The organism is Bifidobacterium sp. ESL1130 (genome assembly GCF_058507935.1).
In genome coordinates this window covers 1,400,811-1,422,537 of record NZ_CP196379.1, presented here as the reverse complement: position 1 = coordinate 1,422,537, position 21,727 = coordinate 1,400,811, and the positions used below count along the sequence as shown (strand labels likewise).

Below are 21,727 nucleotides of genomic sequence, written 5' to 3'. Positions count from 1 at the left end.
CCCCGTGCGAGTTAGGGCAAGGCCTCACCAAGAAACGCAACAGCCGCTGATACGCAATTACAGGAATGCATATCAGCGGCCGTATGCCATGAGGGACTTCGCTATGCGAAGAGCGCTGGGCCTTCGGTGATGACTACGAGTGCCACGATGGCTGCGATCCACAGCACGTCCACCATCCAGTCGTAATGCAGACGGTAGTAGGTGCGCAACCACCCTGCGTTGGCTCCCAGCCCTTGCACGGTGACTGTAGCGTGGCTTAAGGCCATGAACATTACCGTGGTGGCTCCCATCATGAGCATGCACCACGGGCATAGCGCCTTGATGACGAACAAGGACTGGGAGAACAGCCAATAACTGAACAGCAATGCCAGCAGGCCACCGCCCCAAGCGGCGCCGGCGAACCATCGAGGCAACTTGACTTGTGCCAGACCGATTACGGCCACGGTGATGAACACGCTGTAGGCAGCGATGCCGAAGAAGGCGTTCGGAAAGCTCAAACTGCCGATTGTGATGAGTTCGGCTTGCGGGGACTGAGCTACTGAGGAGCAGGACACCACGGTGTTTACGTCGCAGCTCAATGGGGCGTTGCCGTTGCGTGCCAGCTTTAGCGTTTCTGCAGACAAGGTAAAGGCACTGAGCAGCCCAAGTACGGCTCCGACCAGCATTACGGCATATGTCCACGTGGAACTGTGCCAGAAGCCGGTAAAAGACTTTGCAGCTGGGACGGCAGAGGCTTCCGGAGCGTTCTCCTTGTTGAGAGCGGGCGCTGTTGACCGCTGCGACGGGTCAGTGGATTGCTGCTTCTTGCTCATGCTTTGGTACGATAGCAGGGTGACACGAATATTGCGATCGACGCCTCCCGCGCACGGCTGGGACCTGCATTGCCATACGGTATACTCCGACGGCACCACCACTCCCGCGGAGTTGGTGAAGCGTGCCCGGGCATGCGGATTGGATGGGGTGGCCATCACCGACCACGACACTGCAGCAGGCTGGGATGAGGCGAGGCGGCAGGCAGAAATATCGCACATGCCGCTGCTATGCGGCTCCGAGATCACGGCCGAATTTGATATTTCTTCTGTGCATATGTTGGCGTATGCCTACAACCCGTGCAGCGAGCACATCGTGCGACTATTTACCAGCACTCGTCAGGCAAGGCTTGAGCGTGCGCAGATTATGGTGGAACACCTGTCCCGCGATTTTCCCATCAGCTGGGAGAGTGTGTTGGAGCAGGCCAAGAAAGGCGATCAGACCACAGTAGGCCGCCCGCACATGGCCGATGCCCTTGTGGCCGCAGGTGTTTACCCGACAAGGTCGGATGCGTTTTCCGGCGCAATTTCAGCCTCGAGCGAATATTACATTCCCACGCCGTCTCCCAGTGCCGTTGAAGTGGTCGAGGCAGTGCGACAAGCAGGAGGGGTGAGCGTGGTGGCGCATCCGGGCGATCACAGCCGCAACGCCACATTGCTGAGCGACGAACAGATACATCGCTTGGCGCTAGCTGGGCTAGGCGGTCTCGAGGTGTGGCACCGGGGCAACAGTAGCGAGCAACGTGCCCGGTTGCTGGAATTGGCGAGGCGCAATGATTTGTTGGTCACCGGAGGCTCGGATTGGCATGGGGAAGGCAAGCCGAATCTTCTGGGGGAGTGTGTTACTGATGACGACACGGTGGCTGAGATTATCAGCCGCAGTGCAGAGCTTGCAACAAGTTGACCATCTTGTGCGGCGCAATGGTGCGTTCAGTCGATTGCATTGATGGTAATCTGCCCTAACAAGATTTTCGGGCAAATCGGGCGGGCAAATCGGATACGTTCTGCGAATAGCGAGTTTGCAATCATCACATAGCGTGCGAGGAGATAACGATAACAAAATTGCCTCGCACGTGAAATTTCAATGTGCGAGGCAATAGTGAGCGGTCAGGTGCTTTAAAGGGCGCCGAACCCTACGGCATGCTTGGTCTCGGAACCGATCATTGCGTAGCCTAATGCTCCGGCGGGTACGATGATGCGACGGCCCTTGTCGTCGAGCAGGCTGATGGGCTTGCCTTCGTTCATCGCTTGCTCCACCGCAGCCTCCACACTCTCGGCGCTGTCCGAAGTGCTGAAGTTAACGGGGCGCGCTACATTCTGAATGCCGAATTCAACGTCCATGTGTGTTTCCTTTTCTGTTAGGCCGCTGCCGGTATCCGCCGGCCGCATATTGGCTTTGTCGTATGATTGTACGCCGTTGCGTACTGGCGTTCACTCTGTCCGCTTATTGTCCGTGGTATCGTCACTGCCTGCCGTATGGTCGAAGGTGATGTCGGAGAAGTGGAAAGAGCTATTGGTGTCATCTTCCGCATCCGGTTCGTTTGACGCTGAGCTTCCCGGCTGCGGTGTCTGGGCGAACTTGCGGCTCTCGTACTCGTCAAGTCCCTCCTGGGCATCACGCAGTGCCTGCTGCTCCTGTTCAAGCTTGGGGATGAACAAGGTGGGAGGCAGACCGCTGTCTCGCGTGGTCTTGTGGGTGGAATGATCGTTGGCTGCGGCAGCGTGCACAGCATTGTCTGGCGCAGGCTGATCGATGGTCTGCGATTCGTTGCCGGCAGACACCGTGCCGGCTGCCATCACAACCGTGGCTGACGACGAGGGATCCGGCATGTCCTTGTAGGAGGGACTGTTCGCCTTGCTGCCAGGGTTTGGCCGCTGCGTGCCCGAAGAGGCCGGACGTTCAGCGCTGAAGGTGTTGTCTTCGTCGAGTGTGTTGTCGGAGACGATGTCCTCGTCATGGGTGTTGTCGTTGTCAAAGGTGTCGTCGCTCACCGGCACATCGTCGAAGGTGTTGTCTTCGTCGAGTGTGTTGTCGGAGACGATGTCCTCATCCTGCGTGTAGTCGCCGTCGAAGGTTTCGTCGGACTGTTCCTGACGGGCTTGCGCCTGCGCCTGTTCGCTGGCCTGACGTCGAGCAGCCTCAGCAGCGGCCTTCGCCTGACGCGCCTCACGCTCCGCGCTGGCCTTGGCCTCATTGCGGTTGGTGAGCACGGTCAGCTCGTGCGCCAGCTTCTCAACCTGTGCCTTGAACTTGGAGATCTGGCGGGAATCGGCGCGGCTGAGAGCCTCGATGAACTCGCCCACCTGTTCCATCTGCATCCACAGGTTGGCTCGCAGCATGATCAGATCATCCACGCGTGAACCCATCATGTGCCCGTAGGCGCTCATCAGCTGGTTGCGGTGCTCTTCGTCCAGTTTGGAGAATATCCAAGCCAGGTCTCGTGCCGGATCGTTCAACTGCATGCTCTGCCAGTTGGTAACCGCGTTGATGGTTGAGCCTGAGAAGACAAAATCGCCATCGTTGAACCCGCCATGTACCAGGCAAGTGGAGAACATCCACAGACCGTCGGTATTGATGACCTTGGCCCAACTGGACGTGATGGCCTGAGGGATGTGTCCTGCCCGTTGCAGACGTTCGATCCATGTGGTGAGCTGGATGCGGATCTCGTCGGTGGTGAACGTCGCGTAGCCGCCCGACTCAAGAAAATCGGGGTTGAGACGGTGAATCGCACCGATGGCGGTGCCGGCGCTGGCACAGTCCTCGAAGGTGAGCAGATCAAGCGAGCGAGATTCGCCGTTGACGTGAGGGGCCACCAGCACAGACTCGTCCCCACCGGGTTCGAACGCGCTGATATCGTCCACAGAGAAACCCAGTCCATTGGGCCCACGGGTCCCCGCCAGTGTCTGGGAGGCTTGCGCACGCTCGGCAAGGCGCTTGCGGCCTTCTTCGCTACGGGCGGCATATACGTCGTAAAAGCGGCCGCGTGTGTCCTGAACCACGGCAAATGCTATGCCTGCGGCCTCATCGGTCTCATTCGTTTGGTGTACGTCGCGCACGCCGGCAACGGCGATGGACGGCATCGCGGCCGAGGCTAGTGCTGCCAACGTAAGCTTGCTCTGTAAAGTCGTCACACCCCTACAGTAATACAGTGCACCCCCGTGAGGAAATTTTCGGCCAGCCGTCCAAAAAATTTGGGGCATGCGACTGCCACAATGGAACCATGACCACCTCGACCTTGCCCCATGACGACGCCGAAGCCCTGCTGGAGGGCCTTGACGACTCCCAGCGAGCCGCCGCGACCGAGTTGGAAGGGCCGGTGCGCATCATCGCCGGTGCCGGTGCAGGCAAAACCCGTACGGTCACCAGGCGCATCGCCTACGCCTGCGCCACGGGGGCATGGGATCCGAGCCGCACACTCGCGGTGACGTTCTCGGTGAAAGCGGCAGACGAGATGCGTCGACGTCTCGAAAACCTTGGTGTGGACGGGTCGATCACCGCAGCCACCTTCCACTCTGCGGCCCTGCATCAACTGCGTCGCGTCTGGCAGCAAATCAGCGAAGCGCCGTTCCCGCGTCTTGTGGAGAACGCACAGGAGGTGATGCACCGGGCACTCAAGCGGTTCGACGACCCGGATCGTTTCGGTGACAGCGAAGTGAGGGATCTCATGGCGCAGATCGACTGGGCGAAAGTGTCTTTGGTGGCACCCGACGACTATGTCAGAGTGTGCGCCGCAACCCATCGTGAGCCGCCTGCCGGACTAGAGGCAGCGGAATTTGCTGATATATACACGGCGTACGAGCAGGAGAAGACCTCGCGAGGCGAGATGGATTTCAATGACATTTTGCTCATGGTCTGTCATGTGCTTGACCGGTTCCCCGAGGCCGCTGCTTCCATACGTTCCTCCATCGGTTGGCTCACCGTTGATGAATACCAAGATGTATCGCCTCTGCAGCACCGGCTTATGACGTTATGGCTGAACGGCAACACCAACGTATGCGTGGTGGGGGATCCGGCACAGACCATCTATTCGTTCGCCGGAGCCAGTAGCTACGATTTGCTGGGGTTCGCCGATGAATTCGCACCGTTGAGCGCCGACATCAATTTGGGCATCGACTACCGTTCCACGGCAGCAATCGTTTCCAGCGCCAACAAAGTACTGGAGAAAGCCCCAAACCGCCAGGATTATCTTCGTCTCAAAGCAGTGAGAGCTGGTGGCAGGAAAGTGCTACGAACTGTGTACGACAACGACGTGCAAGAAGCGCAAGACGTGGCTCATCGTATTGTAAAACTGGTGGAATCGGGCGCCGATGTGGCTGATTGCGCGGTATTGACCCGCATCAACGCGCAACAGCAGGTGGTGTGTCGAGCGCTTAGGGCGGCAGGTCTGAACTACAGGATGAGACGCGACGGAGCCGCACAAAGCTCCGTATTGGAAGACGATAACGAATCGCGGCGCGCGGCGTTGGAGGCATTGGGCCTGCGCGCCGCCGGAGCGGTGACGGTCTCGACGATTCACGCTTCGAAGGGTTTGGAGTTCAAGCATGTCTTCCTTATCGGTTGCTCGGAAGGCCTGCTGCCGTACGGATCACCTGCTGAGGGCGACGCTTTGGAAGAGGAGCGGAGGCTGCTCTACGTGGGAGTGACCCGTGCCGAGGACACGCTGCACATCTCTTACGCGCGCAGCAAGGACGGCACCGGTTCGCTCACTCGTTCGCCGAGTCGGTTCCTGTAGGTTCCTGCCCCTGCCCGCCGTTTGCAGCTGGACGGTTTGTGCCGTCTGAAGCATCATCGTCGCTCGCTGTGTCTATTTCGCCGGAGCTGTCAGGTGCGCCGGCTCCGGAATCTGTGCTGTTTGCCTGTGCAGAACCGCCCTCATCTGAGTCGTTGTGATTGGTACCGCCTTGATCGGCTGCTCCCATATCGCTTTCGCGCAGTAGCTTGGCGAGTTCGGCATCCCAATCTATGGTGCCGTGTTCAGTATCGGCGCTCGCCGAGGATTCGCTCTGCCGCTCCGGGGAAGGAGTGTTTGTGGGATGTTCTGCAGAGGCATCCTGTGCGTCGATGCGTGGAGTCGAATCGTCGATTTGGGGCAGCAGATCGGGGTGGGACCAAGCGTGATCTCGTCCCTGCACTCCTTGCTCGGCAGTAAGGCGTTCCCACAAAGCAGCGGCCTCACGCATACGCTTGGGCTTAAGTTTCAAGCCCAGCAGGGAGGAGAAAGTATGTTCGGTGGGGCCTCCGACCGCACGCTCGCGACGTGCCATCTCACGCAGCTGCTCGATATGCGGAATATGGGCCATGCCGGCATGCCAGGTAACGCAGTCAACCCAGCCTTCGACCTGATCCAGCAGATTTTCCAGCGCTCGCAGGGCTTCCTGCTGTTCCGGGGTATCGGGAATGGCTACTTTGGAAAGATCCACGGCTCCGGAGAGAGATTCAGGATCCATGCTAGTGGCATCGCGCAACTGCTCCTCTACGGCATCCAGATCGATATCGACACCACGGGCATATTTTCCGATAAGCGCCTTGAAACGAGGCATGAGCCAGGGCACGTTTGCGAAGAGCCTTGCATGTGCAGCTTCCTCAAGTGCCACATATGCCAGAACCTCCGCTTTGTCGATACCCAAATCGTCCGCATAAGCGAAGACGTTTTGAGCCACAATCGCACCGGCGGGATTGTTCTGCAAGGCGATACCTTGATCGAAACTGCCGTGTACCTCATGGCTGATTTCTCCCGCCGAGTTTCCTAGTTGCATGGCGAATGCGGTACTGCCCAGCATCTTGACAAGACTCGCAGGATCTTTCATGTTGTCAGGTATGGAAATGGGGATGGGTCCGGCAAAGACTCCTGAGATCTCGCCCGAGTCTCCTAAACGGTCGGTCATCACTTCAGCCAGTGCGTCGTTGGTTGCCTGTGCCACCGGGCTGGCGATATCCACCCAAGCGTCCAACGTGGAGCTCACCCAGTCGGCACGGGTCTGTACCTGCACCTCCCCGTGTGCAGGGTCGATGTCGCAGGTGGTGTCAAGCCACAGGTTTGCTTCGCTCATCGCCTGGCGCACCTCCTGTGCGTTCTCGGCGCTTACGATTTTCTCACTCGACTCGTCGTTGGCCTGCGCTGTGGCGATGGAAGAGGCCAACTTGGCGTTGATGGAGCCGCCTTGCATCGCATCGGTCATGTCTCCGACTGTGCTGAATCCTTGTGAGGTGAACGCCTGCATCATGGCCTGCACTTCGGAGGGACGGGGGAGTTTGGATACATCCTGGCTGAACAGCTGGTCGCGCACCACAGAAGGCATGGATTGAATCTGATTCCATACCAACTCTCCCTGCACGGGGCCAAAGCTTTCAACGATCCACTGGTGGATTGCATTCTCATCCATCGTTTGCTCCTCGGGTTGCAACTCGTCGTAACTGAATCACGACCAATCTTATTGGTTCGCATGGTCTTCCGCCCCGCGCGATGTTGGTGGCAGCGGGTCATAGAATAACCGAGTGAAGATTCGTAACGCACCAAGTAACAAGCCTGATTCCAAGGCATCGGCTTCCGGCAACAGGCGTAGGCGCAACACAGGTCTGCATGTGGGATCGTGGTGTGTGATGCTCTGCCTGCTGGCCATGCTTGTTCCCAGCCCGTACGTCATCAAATCTCCAGGACCGACCCAGGATGTGCTCGGTACCGTTGACGGCACTGAGGTGATTGCCCTGGACGGGGTGAAAGCACACAAATCTCGTGGCAAACTGCTGATGGTCACCGTCAGTGTTGAAGGGGTTCCCGGATATGTGGTGCCCGTGTCCAGAGTTATTCCTGCGTTGGCTGACAGCAATCAGGAAGTCGTACCGAGTGAGGCTGTGTTCCCGGTGGGTCAAAGTGCCAAGGAGTATCAGCATGAGTCCGACTCGCAGATGAGCGGATCCCAGGATGAGGCTTCGAAGGCTGCACTGGCATATGCAAAGCAGCGAGGGATAGATGTGGAGGGAGCGAAAATAACCCTGCACAGCAAGGATGTGGGAGGCCCGTCGGCCGGCATGATGTACGCGCTCGGCGTGTTGTCCAAGCTCACGCCTCGCGATGAGACCGGAGGGCGTGTCATTGCCGGCACCGGTACCATAGACGAAGCTGGAACGGTTGGGAAGATCGGCGGTATCACGCTGAAAATGCAGGGTGCCAAACGTGACGGCGCCACATGGTTCCTTGCTCCTGCGGGAGACTGCGGGGAAGTGGTAGGTCATGTGCCGCAAGGGTTGCGCGATGTGAAGGTAGCGACGCTTGACGATGCGTACCGTGCGCTCGAAGCCATTGGACAGGGGCGTGGCGAATCACTGCCACACTGCTCGGCCAGTGGTGCGGGGCGGAGCTCTCAACGCTAGCCTTACAACGTTGCTGCACAGCGTATTTCGACAAAACGTGACGCAGTTCGCAGCCGTTTGCTACTATGAGCCACGTGAATGAAACGGCATCTCAAAACGCTGAAGAATTCGGTTTTCGCGAAGGCGACATTGTCCAGGAGTGGCTCTGGGACGATGACGTTGACGACTCCGTGCGTGCGAAGATTGAAACGTTGACAGGCGAAGACCTTGTTGATGAAGATTACGACTCCACAGTTGACGGGGCTATCATCTGGTGGCGCGACGGCGATGATGAAGATGGTCTGAGCGACACCATTGTGGATGCGTATGCGGTGATTGGAGATGACGGTCCTATGTGGCTGATTACCCCCAAGCCTGGTCGTTCAGGGTCCGCGAATCCCAACATAGTGCAGTCTGCGACCAAGACCGCCGGCATGAATGCCGCCACACCGCTCACTGTGGCACCGGATTGGAACGGAATACGGCTGCGTCCTTTCGGCAAAGGCCGCTGAGATGAATGAAGCCCCGACATGCTTACACGCCTGTCGGGGCTTCATTCATAGTGAAATACTTGCATTTCAAGTGTTTAAAGAGATGTGGGCGATGAGGGATTCGAACCCCCGACATCCACCGTGTAAAGGTGGCGCTCTAACCAGCTGAGCTAATCGCCCGCAATCGTACATGCTTCATATGTTCGCGTTGCAGATTCATACTGTAGCGCACCGTGCGGTCAACTTCAGTGAATCGTTGCCGCGGCAGGGCGGAACACGCGCGCATAACCGGTGTGTGCAGCTGCTGTAGTTTGGTTTTTCTCGTTGATGCGTCTGTGCGCTCGCGTAAACTTGACGCAGTCAACGATTACCTTGAGGAGGCAAATCCTATGGCCGAGGAAACCGAGACTGGTCAGAAAATGCCCGGGATTGCCCGTGTCGGCAGTCGCAAGCGCGGGTATGACGTGGATCAGGTGGACGCGTTCCTGGACAGGGCGCATGCCATGTACGACAGCGACCGCATGCCGCTGACGCTCAACGATATCCAAAACGCCGCCTTCCATTTGGTCAACGGAGGCTACGCTATCGGCCAGGTCGATGCCGCCCTGGCTCGTTTGGGCCGTGCCGTTGCAGACAAGCAGACCGCACGTGAACTCAATGAGCAGGGGAACGAGGGATGGAAGGCACGCACCCGGCATCTGTACCGCGTGGTGGAGAACCATGCTGAGCGTCCTGCCAAGCACCGTTTCGCCAGGGGCGAGCGGAAACGTATCTCCTATGATGTCAAGCAAGTCGATCAGCTCGTCAACATGGTGGTCGATAAGATCGCCCTGGGATTGGGCATGGACGATGACATCAAGCAATCCAAAAAGTTGGATAATCTTAGTTCCACCAGCGTGTCGAATTCTATTTTTACCCAGCGTAAAGGTTCGCGCGGCTACGATCAGCGTCAGGTCGATTACTTTCTGAGCTACTGTGTGGACCTGCTCAACCGCATTGAGTCCTACAACCGTCTGGATGGCTATCAGCAAAGTGTCGGTTCTGCCGGTGCTTTCGATGGCGCGCCTTCTGCTCCCGTGCCGGTTGCTGCAGTACCAGCGCCGATGCCAAACAGCGCTGCGGACGAGCAGTACGCCAATGGCTTTGACTATGCGTCTGGCGGGCAGCTTGAGGACGATTCACGTGATGAATTTGCTGAGCCGTTCAATGCTGGTTCCAGCGTTTCGAATTTCGGGTTCGACGATGATTTTGGTGATTCGGCGGTAGATGATTCGGTTGTTGAACCGCGCAATGCGTATGAGCAGCACAGCGCTTATGAACCGGTTGCGACTGCATATGAGCCGGAACCGATGGATGTTCCTGCGGCACCGCCTGCACCGGATTTTTCGCAGTCGGCGCAGGTAGCACCGAGTGCAAGTCAGATGTCTGACTATCCAGCTCCTCCTGTCTCAGCTCCCGTTCCGGCTCCTGCTGCTTTCAGTGCGACGGAATCATTCGCCCCCAGTGTTCCTCCGGCTCCGGCACCCTCGTCGTTTGATGGAGCTCCGGTGCCCCCGCAGCCAGTGGAAAGCGACGTTCCGGCTCCTGCCGCAGCCAGCCCCTCGCTTGCTGCCCTGGCGAGTATGGGCCAACAGGCAAATGCCCCGGCCCCCGCTGCCCCTCCCGCACCTCAGTTCGATGGCAAATCCGCAGATGCCGGAGCACATTATGACGATGCTCTCTATGAGGACGAACAGAGCGACATGGGCATTCCCAATGTCACGTTCCCCGGGCTGAGCAATGGCGGCAACGGGTATCGTTTCTGATTATGCGGGCGGGGTGACGTCCCCTAGGTTGGTGTGAGTTTGAGTGATGTGATGAACGGTGCCGAGCAGCCGGACGAGAAGGCTGAGCGTGCCGAGCGCCCCAAGGCATGGACGTTCGGCAAGCGTATGCTTGCCACGCTGCCCATCTTCGTGATTATGCTGGGACTGCTGGTTTCCATATCAGGTGCCACAGCGACCTCATGGAACAAGGAGCCGACCGATCAGCGCATCGAAACGTTGACGCCCGACACCAGCGTGCACTTCGACAACCCGCAAGGTGTGCACTTGAACAGGAAAGGCGACTACGAGGTAACGAGCCGGCATATCACAATCGATGCCAAGCAGCCTTCGACCGGTGCGGTGCAACACATCAACGTCAACATTCGCGAGCCGAAGGGTGCGCCCAAAGGCATGCCGGGACTGGTGTTCTTGCATGGCGCCGGCTATGGCACGTGTGACAACTCGTTTGGTGACGTGGCCACTGATTTTTCTTCGGCCGGTTTCGTGACGGCGGTGCTCGACAAACCGGTATGGAATACCAACGACCTGACCCGAGACTATCCGGGGTCGGCGGTCGCCTACGACCAAGTGGTCGACTACGTACGCGGTCTGCCTGGCGTCAATCCCGACAACATCGGTCTGTATGCCACTTCGGAGAGCACATGGATTTCGCCGTATGTCATCAAACGAGACAAGCGTATTGCCTTCCAACTGCTGCTGAGCCCTATGGTTTACCAGCCTAGGCTTTCGCTCGGTTTCTTTGTCTCCCAAGACTTTTCTCTGGTCGGTGCCAATGATGGATACCAGTCGATTGTGCGCCGTCTGTTCCACATTGATGCAGATATGTTCGGCATGCATAATCTGGACGTACCGGTGGATTTGCCGGAGGCATATTCGGTTCCCACCATGGTCATGTATGGCGCCAAAGATGTGATGACCGCGCAGGTGCAAGGCGCTGAACACATCTTCGATTCCGCACATAAAGCAGGAAACCAGAATGTGACCGTACGCAGCTACCCTGTGGCCAACCATGTGCTGCGTCTGGGAGACGAGGCGGAAGCCGGCACTCCGTTCGCCGACGAGTATGAGCGTGATATCACTGACTGGACGGTCGGCACCTTAGCCGGACTGCATGAGACGAGCGAGCGTGTGGCGGGGGTGACCATCCACCAGTCCACGGCGGTGCCTACGGAATTGCACGCCGACAGACCGCTGACGGTGTACGGATGCATTGTGCATGTTGCCATGTTGGTGCTGTTGGCAGTGGCCATAGTACTTTCGTTGGTCGCTTTGGTGATGAAGGCTGTGCGATGGTTGCGTCGTGACAAGCGCCGTGTGTTCGGGTTCCGGCATGGCTTCGGCAGTGAACTGCTGGCCATCACGGTCACCACATTCGCCACGTTTATACTGTTCGGAGCCGGTTTGGGTCAAGTCATCATGGCGCTGGTCAAGCTTGGTTGGGGAGGCGCACCCGATGAAGATCCGGGCATGATGCATTGGAGCTGGCCGGTAGTGCAGATTATTGCCGTGGTCATGGTCTGGGCGTGGGCGCGAGTCGTGGCACGTCTTGTGGAATTGACGCAGACCGGCAGGGTGCGTTTGCCGTTCTCCAAGACGAAGCAAGGTTTATCCCTGCAGGCTGCGCAGCCGTCATCGGTGAAGAACGAACCGGTACTGGCTACCACCCGATTCGGCAGAATCTTCTTCTGGGTGGTCGCGGCGGCTATGCTGCAGATGCTGCTGGTCTTCGCTTTCTGGGGGCTGTTCATCTACTAGATCGGTAGGAAACCGGCACGGAGAGGAGACGGCCGTGGCATTGTATCGTGACGAAGGTGTGGTGCTGCGCACGGTCAAACTAGGCGAGGCCGACCGCATCATTACGCTCATGACGCGCAACCATGGCAAGATTCGTGCTGTGGCCAAAGGGGTGCGTCGTGTCAAATCACGTTTCGGCGGTCGTCTTGAACCGTTCATGCGCTGCGACCTGCTGGTGGCTCAGGGACGCTCGCTCGACGTGATTTCCCAAGCATCCTCGATTTCGGCTTATGCCAGCACGGTATGCGCGGATTATGAATCCTATGGTGCGGCCAGCGCTATGGTCGAGGTGGTCGACAAGCTGGTGTCTGATGAAGATGAACCGGCTCAAGCTCAGTATCTGCTGCTCATTTCTGCCTTGCATGCGCTGGAGCTGAACCGGCACCAAGCGTCGAGCGTCGGCTATTCGTATGCGTTGCGAGCCTTGGCCTTGGCTGGGTGGACGCCGCGTCTGGACTCGTGCGTTGTCTGTTCCACACGTGACGACCTGGGGTATTTCTCTTCGGAAGCCGGCGGAGTGATGTGCTCCGTACATCACACCCGGCAGTCCAGACCCATCGGTTTGGAAGGGCGTGAGTTGCTCGAGGCGTTGCTTGAAGGCGATTGGTCAGTGCTTGACCAGACTGTTCCAGATCAGCAGACATGCCGGTTTGTGGAGGAATGGTGCGAATATTACCTGGAACGCCCCATCCGTTCTTGGCAGTTGTTACATTCATAGGTATGGCTTTTGAACAAGTGGATTATCAGTCGTTGAGTGTTCCTGCGGCACCATTCTCCGACCCTGCCATCATTCCTGATTTCCCGAAAGGCTCCGTACCTCGTCATGTCGGTGTCATCATGGACGGCAATGGACGCTGGGCGCAGAACCGCGGATTGGCGCGCACCAACGGGCATCAGGCTTCCGAACCCGTGGTGTTCGACACCATCGCCGGTGCCATCGAGGCCGGTGTGCGGTACCTGAGCCTGTACACCTTCTCCACCGAGAACTGGAAGCGCAGCCCACAGGAGGTTCGCTTCCTTATGGGATTCTCCCGAGATATCATCCATCGCCGTGTAGCGCAGATGGACGAGTGGGGCGTGCGTGTGCGTTGGAGCGGCAGACGTCCCAAATTGTGGAAGTCGGTGATCGACGAGCTGGAAACCGCGATGGAACGCACGCGCCATAACACGACCATTGATGTGGTGTTCTGCATCAACTATGGGGGCCGGGCGGAGATCGCGGACGCGTGCGCGCAAATCGCCCGTGAGGTACGCGACGGTGAGATCAGCGGAGATCGCGTCACTGAAAAGATGATCGCCCAGCACCTGTACAATCCGGACATTCCCGATTGCGATTTGATGATACGAACCTCGGGGGAGCAGCGCACGTCGAACTTCCTGCCTTGGGAGGCGGCGTATGCCGAGTTGGATTTCGCTCCCGAACTGTTCCCGGAATACGGCCGTGAGCCGTTGTGGAGGTCCATCGACCATTACGTGCACCGAGACCGCAGGTTCGGAGGCGTGAAGAAGTAGTCCCTGACGGCCTGCCGTATGTGCGAGAAACATAGCAAGAGAACACTGACGGATGGCTCAACCGGCGGTTTTGGCTGTCAGTAACTGCTACTAGCATGGCGCTTATCTTTATCGTTGTTGTCTTTGACCAGAAGGTGTGATTGTGGCTGTTTCCAAACTTGATGAGGTGGTGTCGCTGGCTAAGCGGCGCGGATTCGTGTTCCCCGCCGGGGAAATCTACGGTGGTACGCGCTCGGCTTGGGACTATGGCCCGTTGGGTGTGGCGCTCAAAGACAATATCAAGCGTGAGTGGTGGCGCTCCATGGTCGTCACCCGCGGCGATGTGCAGGGCGTGGACACATCCGTCATCCTGCCTTCGGCGGTATGGAAGGCTTCCGGCCATGTCAGCGTGTTCAACGATCCGCTTATCGAATGCCTGAACTGCCACAAGCGTCAGCGTTCCGACAAGCTTGAGGAATCGTGGGCCGAGAAACACGGCGACAAGATGCCGGAGAACGGACTGAAAGACATTGCCTGCCCAGAGTGCGGTACACGTGGTCAATGGACGGAGCCTCGTGACTTCAACATGATGCTGCGCACCCAGCTCGGCCCGGTGGACGATGACAACGCCCTGCACTATCTGCGTCCCGAGACCGCACAGGGCATCTTCGTGGACTTCAAGAATGTCATGACTTCTTCGCGTTCCAAGCCACCGTTCGGTATTGCCAATATCGGCAAGTCCTTCCGCAACGAGATCACGCCCGGCAACTTCATCTTCCGCACCCGCGAGTTCGAGCAGATGGAAATGGAGTTCTTCGTGGTGCCCGGCACCGATGAGGACTGGCATCAGTATTGGATTGACACGCGCACCCGTTGGTACACCGATTTGGGTATCAACCCCGAAAACCTGCGTCATTATGAGCACCCCAAGGAGAAGCTCTCGCACTACTCCAAGCGCACGGTCGACATCGAATACAAATTCGGCTTCAAAGGTTCGGATTGGGGCGAGCTCGAGGGCATCGCCAACCGCACCGACTTTGACCTTTCGGCACATGCCGAGCATTCCGGCGAAGACCTGAGCTATTTCAACCAGGCTACCGGAGAGCGCTTCGTGCCGTACGTCATCGAGCCGGCAGCTGGCCTGACGCGCTCTCTCATGGCATTCTTGGTGGATGCATACGATGTTGACGAGGCTCCCAACACCAAGGGTGGGGTGGATCGCCGTACGGTGCTGCGTCTCGACCCGCGCCTGGCGCCTGTCAAGGCCGCGGTGTTCCCGCTGAGCAAGAAACCCGAACTGCAGGGCTTGGCTCAGGATTTGGCTGCTGACCTGCGCCAGCATGATTGGATGGTGGACTACGACGAGTCCGGTGCCATCGGCCGTCGTTACCGTCGTCAGGACGAGATCGGCACCCCGCTGTGCATCACCGTGGACTTCGACACCATCGACGACCAGGCCGTGACCATTCGCGAACGCGATTCCATGAGCCAGGAGCGCGTGAGCCTGAGCAAGGTGGCTGATTTTGTGGCGGAGCGTGTGGGAGAGAAGCGCACCCGCTACCCGCAGGGACCGATCAACATTGTTGGCACCAAGGCTGCGGATGGCGGCAGCGATGTAGCCAAAGAGTCCGGCATCGACACCTCTGAGCCGGTCAAGGTCGCGCAAGCAGGTGGGTTGTACTAACGTGCCCGATGTAGCTGTACCTTCTGCCATCGCCCCGATTGATCTGGGGCCGGTGCATGTCCCTACACCAGTGGTGCTGTCTCCCATGGCCGGCGTTACGAACTGGCCGTTCCGCGTATTGTGCGAAAGCTATGGTCCGGACGGTCTGTACGTGGCTGAGATGATTACCTCACGGGCTCTGGTGGCGCGCAACCCGAAGGCGTTTAGACTATGCAGGTTCGCACCCAGCGAGAAGATCCGTTCGCTGCAACTTTACGGTGTGGACCCCGAGATTACCGCGCAGGCCACGAGAATCGTGGTGGACGGTCATATGGCCGATCATATCGACCTGAACTTCGGCTGCCCGGTGCCCAAGGTGACCCGGCGCGGGGGAGGTTCCGCTCTGCCATGGAAGACGGATCTGTTCCGCGAAGTCATCCGCCGCGTGGTCGAAGTGTGCGAGCCCGCCGGGATTCCTGTTACAGCCAAGATCCGTGTGGGTATTGACGCCGAGCATGAGACGTTTTTGGACGCAGGTCGCATCGCAGAAGACGAGGGATGCGCAGCGGTGACCTTGCATGCCCGCACCATGGCCGAATACTACGGCGGTCACTCCAACTGGGACAAAATTACCGAACTGGTGCAGGCCTTGGATATTCCAGTAATCGGCAACGGAGATATTTGGGGCGCCGAAGATGCTCAGGCCATGGTGGAGCAGACCGGTTGCGCTGGTGTCGCTGTGGGGCGTGGCTGCCAAGGGCGCCCTTGGTTGTTCGCAAACATCGCCAACGCGTTCGCCGGTAGTGACGAACGGCTTGATCCGAACCTTGGTGAGGTGTGCGCCATCATTATGAAGCATGCCGGTCTGCTGGTCGAGTTCTATGACGGTGACGAGCAGATGGCCGTTCATGATTTGCGCAAGCATATGGCTTGGTATCTCAAAGGTTTTCCTGTGGGCGGGCAGACGCGCCGCGCGTTCATGGAATGTGAGACGCTTGACGATGTGCGCCGCCAGATGGACAAACTCGACCCTGAAGTGCGCTATCCCGAGAGACTGATGGATAAGCCGCGGGGGCGTGTTCGCTTTGCGAAAAAAGTGCATGTGCCTTACGGCTGGTTGGATTCCAGAACCACCAGCCACGAGGAACGTGAGGAATTATTCGGCAACGATCCCATGGACGCCAGCTATTGACGAATCGCTGGTGCAGTGGATTGTTTACACGAACGTTACGACGCACGACGCGAGCCACGTCAACTTGGCGGCGTTCTGCGGTAGAGTTACAGATATACGTGAGTGACAGGAGACAATGGTGAGCGAGATTGCCCAACAAGACAATTTCAACGACAAGACCAGCATCAAAGTGGTCGGTGTCGGTGGTGCCGGTGGCAACGCCGTCAATCGAATGATTGCTGAGGGGCTGCAGAACGTTGAATTCGTAGCGATTAATACCGATGCAAAGGATTTGCTCCGTAGTGACGCGGATGTGAAGATCTCGCTGAGTGACCATACCAGTCGTGGCCTTGGCGCAGGTGCTGACCCTGAGAAGGGGTCCAAGGCCGCGCAAGACCATCAGTCCGATATCGAGGAGGCCCTCAAGGGTTCCGATATGGTATTTGTCACATGTGGCGAAGGTGGTGGCACCGGTACCGGTGCCAGCCCGATCGTGGCTCGTGCGGCACATCAGCAGGGTGCGCTTACCATCGCCGTGGTTACACGTCCTTTCGAGTTCGAGGGACCGCAGCGTGCCGCGTCAGCAACGCTGGGCATTGAAAACCTCCGCAAGGAAGTCGATGCGCTCATCGTCATCCCCAACGACAGGCTTCTGGAGCTTTCCGACCGCACCATCGGCATCGTCGATGCCTTCAAGACCGCGGACACCGCTCTGCTGGCCGGTGTGCAGGGCATTACCGACCTCATCTCCATGAACTCCTATATTCACGTAGATTTCTCTGATGTGACCTCGATTCTTCGCAGCGCAGGCACTGCACTCTTCGGCATCGGCTCCGCCCGCGGTGAAGATCGCGCCACTCAGGCGGCCGAGATCGCCATCAGCTCCCCATTGCTCGAAGAGAGCATCGAAGGTGCCCACGGTGCTCTTATCAACATTGCCGGCCCCACCGATTTGGGCATGCAGGAGACCAGCGCCGCAGTGGAGCTTGTCCGCCGTGCCATCCACCCGGAAGCACAGATTATCTGGGGTCTTGCTCTCGACGACTCCTATGGCGATGAGGTTCGTGTCACCGTCATCGCGGCCGGGTTCGACAGCACGTCAAAGAAGGATGACGGCGATGCTCAAGATTCTGTTGAGTCTGCACCAGCCGAAGTGCCGGAGACTGTGGAGCAGCCTGCCGTGCAATCAGCTCAGCCACAGGCTCAGCCACAGGCTCAGCCTGCAGTGCAAGAGCAAGTCCGTCAGCCTCTGCAACAGCAGTTCGTAGCTCCCAATACGCAGGGCGTTCAGGGGGGTGCTGCCCCCTCTACTGTGTACCGTGATCCGCAAGGCCGACCAGTTGCTGGTCGCGTCTATGAGGAGCCAGACGACTCGGCTGATGAGTTTGGTGACCTCGACATTCCGGATTTTCTGCGGTAAGGTAACGACTGCACACTGAAAGAGGGTTCTTATGGCTGGTATCATGAAACATGCCATGTCTTACTTGGGCATGGCCGACGTTGTTGACGAGGACGACCTGGACGAGGAGGACACTCCCACTTCGGCGTTTGACTCCGACCGTACTGTCACGCCTATGGTGCCGCAGCATGAGGAACCCATGGAATCTTCCGAGACATCGATGAACCCGTTCCAGAGCAAAATCAACCGCATCACCACCATTCATCCACGTTCGTATGAGGATGCGCAAAAGGTGGGTCGTGCAGTGCGTGACGGTATTCCTGTGGTTCTCAATCTTACCGGTGTCTCTGAGTCCGTGGCCTATCGCATTGTCGATTTTTCGTCTGGTGTGGTATTCGGCGTGCGCGGATCCATCGAGCGTGTCACCCCGCGTGTCTTCCTGCTCAGTCCCGCACAGGTGAACATCAAAGTAGAGGAATCCAGACCGGATTCCGACGATGAACTCTTCTAGCTGACGTTACCGGCGCGTTCTGAGGCAATATGCTCTTTCTGCTGTACGTCATCATTTCATGGCTGATTAACATCTACTCTATGGTGGTGCTCATACGCACCATCATAGACTGGGTGCTGGTGCTCATGCCGCGCTGGCGCCCCGGCCCCACACTCGGTAGTATTTTCAATGTTTTCTACGTTCTCACCGACCCGCCGCTGCGTTGGCTGAGACGCTACATCCCCATCGTGCGCATCGGTGCCTTGGGCATTGATTTCAGTCCAGTTGTGCTGATTCTCGGACTCGAAGTACTCAATTTCCTGATTTGAGGCGAGTAGACGAATCCAGACAGGAACCCGAGAGACCAATAATCGGTGTGTTCTGCGCTACTGGGACAGGATTGTGCTAGCATGGCTGAGGAACAACAGTCGCGTCAGCGCCCAAAGTGAGGTAATAGTTTATGGCTTTACTAACGCCTAAGGATATTCGAGAGCACAGTTTCAACACTGTTCATTTCAAAGAAGGCTATGACGTCGACGAGGTGGACGAGTTTCTCGACGAAGTCACCGAGACCGTAGATGTGCTGAGCAGCCAAGCGGTGCGCGGCGGACAGTCCGCACAGAGTGCAGGGCCCGAGGTAGGTAAGCTCAATGCAAAGATTGCGGAGCTGAACTCGCAAGTGCAGTCTCTGACGCAAGAGAACCAGTCCTTGAAGGCAGCTGGATCCAAGCAGGGAGCAACCGCTCAGCCGGCCGTGGACTCTGCCAAATTGAATGAGGCGGAAGAGAACAACCGCGCTCTGGTCTCCCAGAATCGCCAGCTCAAGGATCAGGTTGATCGTCTCAACGTGCAGGTGGATCAGCTCACCGCTCAGGCCGCCAAGACGCAGGGCTCAGGCGATTTGACCAGTCAGCTTACCGCATTGCAGCGGGAGCGTGACGAGGTGCGCTCCAGCAACGAACGTCTGAATCGTGAACTTTCCCGGTTGCAGCAGCAACTGAACCAGACTCGTTCGCAGTCCGATCAGGTACGGGATCTGAACCGTCAGCTCGAAGAGGCCAAGAGCAGGGAGAGTCAACTGCGCGCCCAAGTGGCGAAGATCGAGCCCAGCACGGAGACCGGCAGCCTGCAGAAGATCGCAGGAGCTGCCGCAAACGGTGACAACGAGGCCGAGCGCGCCACGGCGATGCTGGCGCTGGCCATGCAGCTGCACGACCAGTACGTGGACAAGGGCAAGGCCAAGGCTAAGGAGATTACCGACTCCAGTCAGTCCAAGTACGACGAGATTATCGCCAAGGCGAACGAATACTCGTCTCGCACCCGCTCCGAAGCCGAGTCTTACGGCAAGCAGGTGAAGGAGAAGGCTGAGTCCTACGCTTCTCGCAAGCGTTCGGATGCCGACCTCTATGCCAACCAAACGCATGAGGACGCCGATGCCTACGCACGCAAGGTGCGCGCCGATGCCGCCGGATATGAGACCGAAGTGCAGCGCAAGGCGAACGAGTATGATACCCGTACCCGTTCTGCGGCAGATGTCTATGCACGTCAGGCGCACGACAACTACGAGTCTCAAGCCAAGGCCGCAGAGGAGAACATCCAGAGCCTCAAGCAGTTCGAGACCGAGTACCGTGCTCGTCTGAGCGATTTCCTGCACCAGCTGATGACGCAGGTCTCGGACGTCGATACGTACAGCAAGATCGAGCGCTCCGGCCGCTGATTGGCGAAGCGTGGAGATGACTGTGAATGTTCAACGACGGCTGTGCACACGCACAGCCGTTTTGTTGTGTGTAACCGCATTGGTGCTGCTCGCCGACCGGTGTTCAAAGCTCTGGGCGCTCAGTGAACTGAGCGATGGCCGTTCTGTGCGTCTTCCCCTCGGACTTGGGCTTACCTTGGTGCGCAACCCTGGCGCATCCTTGGGTATGGGGTCTTCCAGCACATGGCTGATTTCATGCCTGGCGATTGTGGCATGCGTGGTTTTGGCGCTATTGGCACTACGCACCCGGCACATGATGTGGACGGTGGCGCTGAGTCTGGGATGCGCCGGAGCGCTTGGCAACCTCATCGACCGTGTGATATACGCAGACGGATTCCTCAACGGTCGCGTTGTGGATTTCATTGACTACGGTTGGTCCGTCGGCAATGTGGCAGACATCGTACTGCTTGTGGCGGCCGTGATAGCTGTGGTGCTCATCATGGTTGGCGTACCGTTTGGCGCGGCCGACCACACTGACCACACCGAACGCACCATCGATCCAGAAAGTGCCGGGCAAGGAGATCGGTCATGAGCCATGTGGTACCGGTTCCAGATGCACTGGTGAACCGTCGTTTTGATGTGGCGGCGGCAAAAATGCTGGGTGTGTCCAGATCGAAAGCCGCGGAACTGGTCGAGAGCGGTGAAGTGTCGGTACTGGGACGAGCCCTGCCCAAGTCAGGTATGCTGCTGGCAGGCGACATGGTGAACGTTGACATCCATGAGGAAGACACTCCGGTTGAACCGTTGGCGCAAGACATGGCGGTGGTCTACGAAGACGACGATGTCGTGGTGGTTGACAAGCCGGTGGGTGTGGCCGCACACCAATCGGTGGGGTGGACCGGCCCTACCGTGCTGGGCAGTCTGCTGGCACGTGGCGTGCACATCACCTCGTATGGAGCTCCTGGACGGCAAGGCATCGTCAGCAGACTCGACGTGGGGACGAGTGGACTCATGCTGGTGTGCAAGTCGGAACTCGCCTACAAGGAGATGCGCCGCCAATTCTCCGAGCACGAAGTGGTGAAGACCTATCATGCGCTGGTGCAAGGCAACCTCAAGCAAGACAAGGCCACCATCGAGGCACCCATAGGTCGTGCAAAAGTTTCCGATTTCCGCTTCGCTGTGCTTCCTGACGGCAAACGTGCGGTAACGCATTGGGACGTGCTGGAACGTTTTGGCGAGGCGACCTTGGTGTCGGTGAACTTGGAAACAGGTCGCACGCACCAGATTCGTGTGCACTTTTCTTCGATCGGACACCCATTGGTAGGAGACCCGATGTATGGCAGCAACCCGGTGGTGGCAAAGGAACTGGGACTGGAACGCCAATGGCTGCATGCCATGAAGCTGGAGTTTCGCCATCCGCGCACCCACGCGTGGACCACTGTCGAGTCTCAATATCCGCCGGATTTGGCGGCAGCCCTCGCGGCAGTACGCCAACGCGCCAGCTCGATACGCTGACCCGGTTGCTGCGTCCGCCTCTTCGACAGGC

Annotated in this window: 20 protein-coding genes and 1 tRNA gene; 16 read left to right on the top strand and 5 right to left on the bottom strand. The window is 58.2% G+C overall.

Annotation, left to right across the window (positions count from 1 at the left end):
• Positions 1-101: 101 nt before the first annotated feature.
• Positions 102-812: a vitamin K epoxide reductase family protein gene (locus ACSYSO_RS05570; RefSeq protein WP_491701660.1), complete on the bottom strand. Its 711-nt coding sequence runs from the start codon at positions 810-812 to the stop codon at positions 102-104.
• Here ACSYSO_RS05570 and ACSYSO_RS05565 point away from each other — a divergent pair.
• The gene (locus ACSYSO_RS05565; protein WP_491701659.1) at positions 811-1,713 is read left to right on the top strand and encodes a PHP domain-containing protein; all 903 of its coding nucleotides are present in this window, start codon (positions 811-813) and stop codon (positions 1,711-1,713) included. The genes ACSYSO_RS05570 and ACSYSO_RS05565 overlap by 2 nt on opposite strands.
• Positions 1,714-1,925: 212 nt before the next feature.
• On the opposite strand, the gene ACSYSO_RS05560 is transcribed toward ACSYSO_RS05565, so the two are convergent.
• Both ACSYSO_RS05560 and ACSYSO_RS05555 read right to left on the bottom strand, forming a co-directional pair.
• Positions 1,926-2,150 (bottom strand): DUF3107 domain-containing protein, encoded by a 225-nt coding sequence (locus tag ACSYSO_RS05560; RefSeq protein WP_489797980.1) that lies wholly within the window; start codon positions 2,148-2,150, stop codon positions 1,926-1,928.
• 90 nt (positions 2,151-2,240) lie between these two features.
• Complete coding sequence (locus tag ACSYSO_RS05555) at positions 2,241-3,890, bottom strand: phosphotransferase (protein ID WP_489798468.1); 1,650 nt, start codon at positions 3,888-3,890, stop codon at positions 2,241-2,243.
• Between the two features lie 140 nt (positions 3,891-4,030).
• Here ACSYSO_RS05555 and ACSYSO_RS05550 point away from each other — a divergent pair, with 140 nt between their 5' ends.
• Positions 4,031-5,542 (top strand): ATP-dependent helicase, encoded by a 1,512-nt coding sequence (locus tag ACSYSO_RS05550; protein ID WP_489797982.1) that lies wholly within the window; start codon positions 4,031-4,033, stop codon positions 5,540-5,542.
• Here the strand turns inward: ACSYSO_RS05550 and ACSYSO_RS05545 are convergent.
• Positions 5,514-7,193: a zinc-dependent metalloprotease gene (locus ACSYSO_RS05545; RefSeq protein WP_489797984.1), complete on the bottom strand. Its 1,680-nt coding sequence runs from the start codon at positions 7,191-7,193 to the stop codon at positions 5,514-5,516. The genes ACSYSO_RS05550 and ACSYSO_RS05545 overlap by 29 nt on opposite strands.
• 118 nt (positions 7,194-7,311) lie before the next feature.
• Here ACSYSO_RS05545 and ACSYSO_RS05540 point away from each other — a divergent pair, with 118 nt between their 5' ends.
• Positions 7,312-8,181 carry a YlbL family protein gene (locus ACSYSO_RS05540; RefSeq protein WP_491702073.1) on the top strand — a complete coding sequence of 290 codons (870 nt, stop codon included), beginning with the start codon at positions 7,312-7,314 and terminating at the stop codon, positions 8,179-8,181.
• Positions 8,182-8,255: 74 nt separating this feature from the next.
• The gene (locus tag ACSYSO_RS05535; protein ID WP_489797986.1) at positions 8,256-8,672 is read left to right on the top strand and encodes a DUF3052 domain-containing protein; all 417 of its coding nucleotides are present in this window, start codon (positions 8,256-8,258) and stop codon (positions 8,670-8,672) included.
• Between the two features lie 85 nt (positions 8,673-8,757).
• On the opposite strand, the gene ACSYSO_RS05530 is transcribed toward ACSYSO_RS05535, so the two are convergent.
• Positions 8,758-8,831 (bottom strand) — tRNA-Val (locus tag ACSYSO_RS05530).
• A 209-nt stretch (positions 8,832-9,040) separates the two neighbouring features.
• On the opposite strand from ACSYSO_RS05530, the gene ACSYSO_RS05525 reads away from it, so the two are divergent.
• The 12 genes from ACSYSO_RS05525 (at position 9,041) to ACSYSO_RS05470 (ending at position 21,696) form a co-directional block, all read left to right on the top strand.
• Positions 9,041-10,456: a DivIVA domain-containing protein gene (locus ACSYSO_RS05525; RefSeq protein WP_489797988.1), complete on the top strand. Its 1,416-nt coding sequence runs from the start codon at positions 9,041-9,043 to the stop codon at positions 10,454-10,456.
• A 51-nt stretch (positions 10,457-10,507) separates the two neighbouring features.
• The gene (locus ACSYSO_RS05520; protein ID WP_491702072.1) at positions 10,508-12,232 is read left to right on the top strand and encodes an alpha/beta hydrolase family protein; all 1,725 of its coding nucleotides are present in this window, start codon (positions 10,508-10,510) and stop codon (positions 12,230-12,232) included.
• A 34-nt stretch (positions 12,233-12,266) separates the two neighbouring features.
• Positions 12,267-12,989: a DNA repair protein RecO gene (gene recO / locus ACSYSO_RS05515; RefSeq protein WP_491701658.1), complete on the top strand. Its 723-nt coding sequence runs from the start codon at positions 12,267-12,269 to the stop codon at positions 12,987-12,989.
• Positions 12,990-12,991: 2 nt separating this feature from the next.
• Positions 12,992-13,783, top strand: a complete 792-nt coding sequence (locus ACSYSO_RS05510) for an isoprenyl transferase (protein ID WP_491701657.1) — start codon at positions 12,992-12,994, stop codon at positions 13,781-13,783.
• Positions 13,784-13,925: 142 nt separating this feature from the next.
• Entirely contained in the window at positions 13,926-15,446 is a 1,521-nt protein-coding gene (locus ACSYSO_RS05505) for a glycine--tRNA ligase (protein ID WP_489797993.1), read from the top strand.
• A 1-nt stretch (position 15,447) separates the two neighbouring features.
• Positions 15,448-16,617: a tRNA dihydrouridine synthase DusB gene (dusB, locus tag ACSYSO_RS05500; RefSeq protein ID WP_489760908.1), complete on the top strand. Its 1,170-nt coding sequence runs from the start codon at positions 15,448-15,450 to the stop codon at positions 16,615-16,617.
• 115 nt (positions 16,618-16,732) lie between these two features.
• On the top strand, positions 16,733-18,016 hold the full coding sequence (ftsZ, locus tag ACSYSO_RS05495; protein WP_489760907.1) for a cell division protein FtsZ: 1,284 nt from the start codon (positions 16,733-16,735) through the stop codon (positions 18,014-18,016).
• A 31-nt stretch (positions 18,017-18,047) separates the two neighbouring features.
• On the top strand, positions 18,048-18,506 hold the full coding sequence (locus ACSYSO_RS05490) for a cell division protein SepF (protein ID WP_489760906.1): 459 nt from the start codon (positions 18,048-18,050) through the stop codon (positions 18,504-18,506).
• 29 nt (positions 18,507-18,535) lie between these two features.
• Positions 18,536-18,814: a YggT family protein gene (locus ACSYSO_RS05485; RefSeq protein WP_489760905.1), complete on the top strand. Its 279-nt coding sequence runs from the start codon at positions 18,536-18,538 to the stop codon at positions 18,812-18,814.
• Positions 18,815-18,945: 131 nt separating this feature from the next.
• Positions 18,946-20,202, top strand: a complete 1,257-nt coding sequence (locus ACSYSO_RS05480) for a DivIVA domain-containing protein (RefSeq protein WP_489760904.1) — start codon at positions 18,946-18,948, stop codon at positions 20,200-20,202.
• A gap of 16 nt (positions 20,203-20,218) precedes the next feature.
• Positions 20,219-20,773, top strand: coding sequence for a signal peptidase II (locus ACSYSO_RS05475; protein WP_489760903.1), 555 nt, complete (start codon positions 20,219-20,221; stop codon positions 20,771-20,773).
• Positions 20,770-21,696, top strand: a complete 927-nt coding sequence (locus tag ACSYSO_RS05470) for an RluA family pseudouridine synthase (protein ID WP_489760902.1) — start codon at positions 20,770-20,772, stop codon at positions 21,694-21,696. The genes ACSYSO_RS05475 and ACSYSO_RS05470 overlap by 4 nt, the downstream gene beginning before the upstream one ends.
• Positions 21,697-21,727 lie beyond the last annotated feature (31 nt).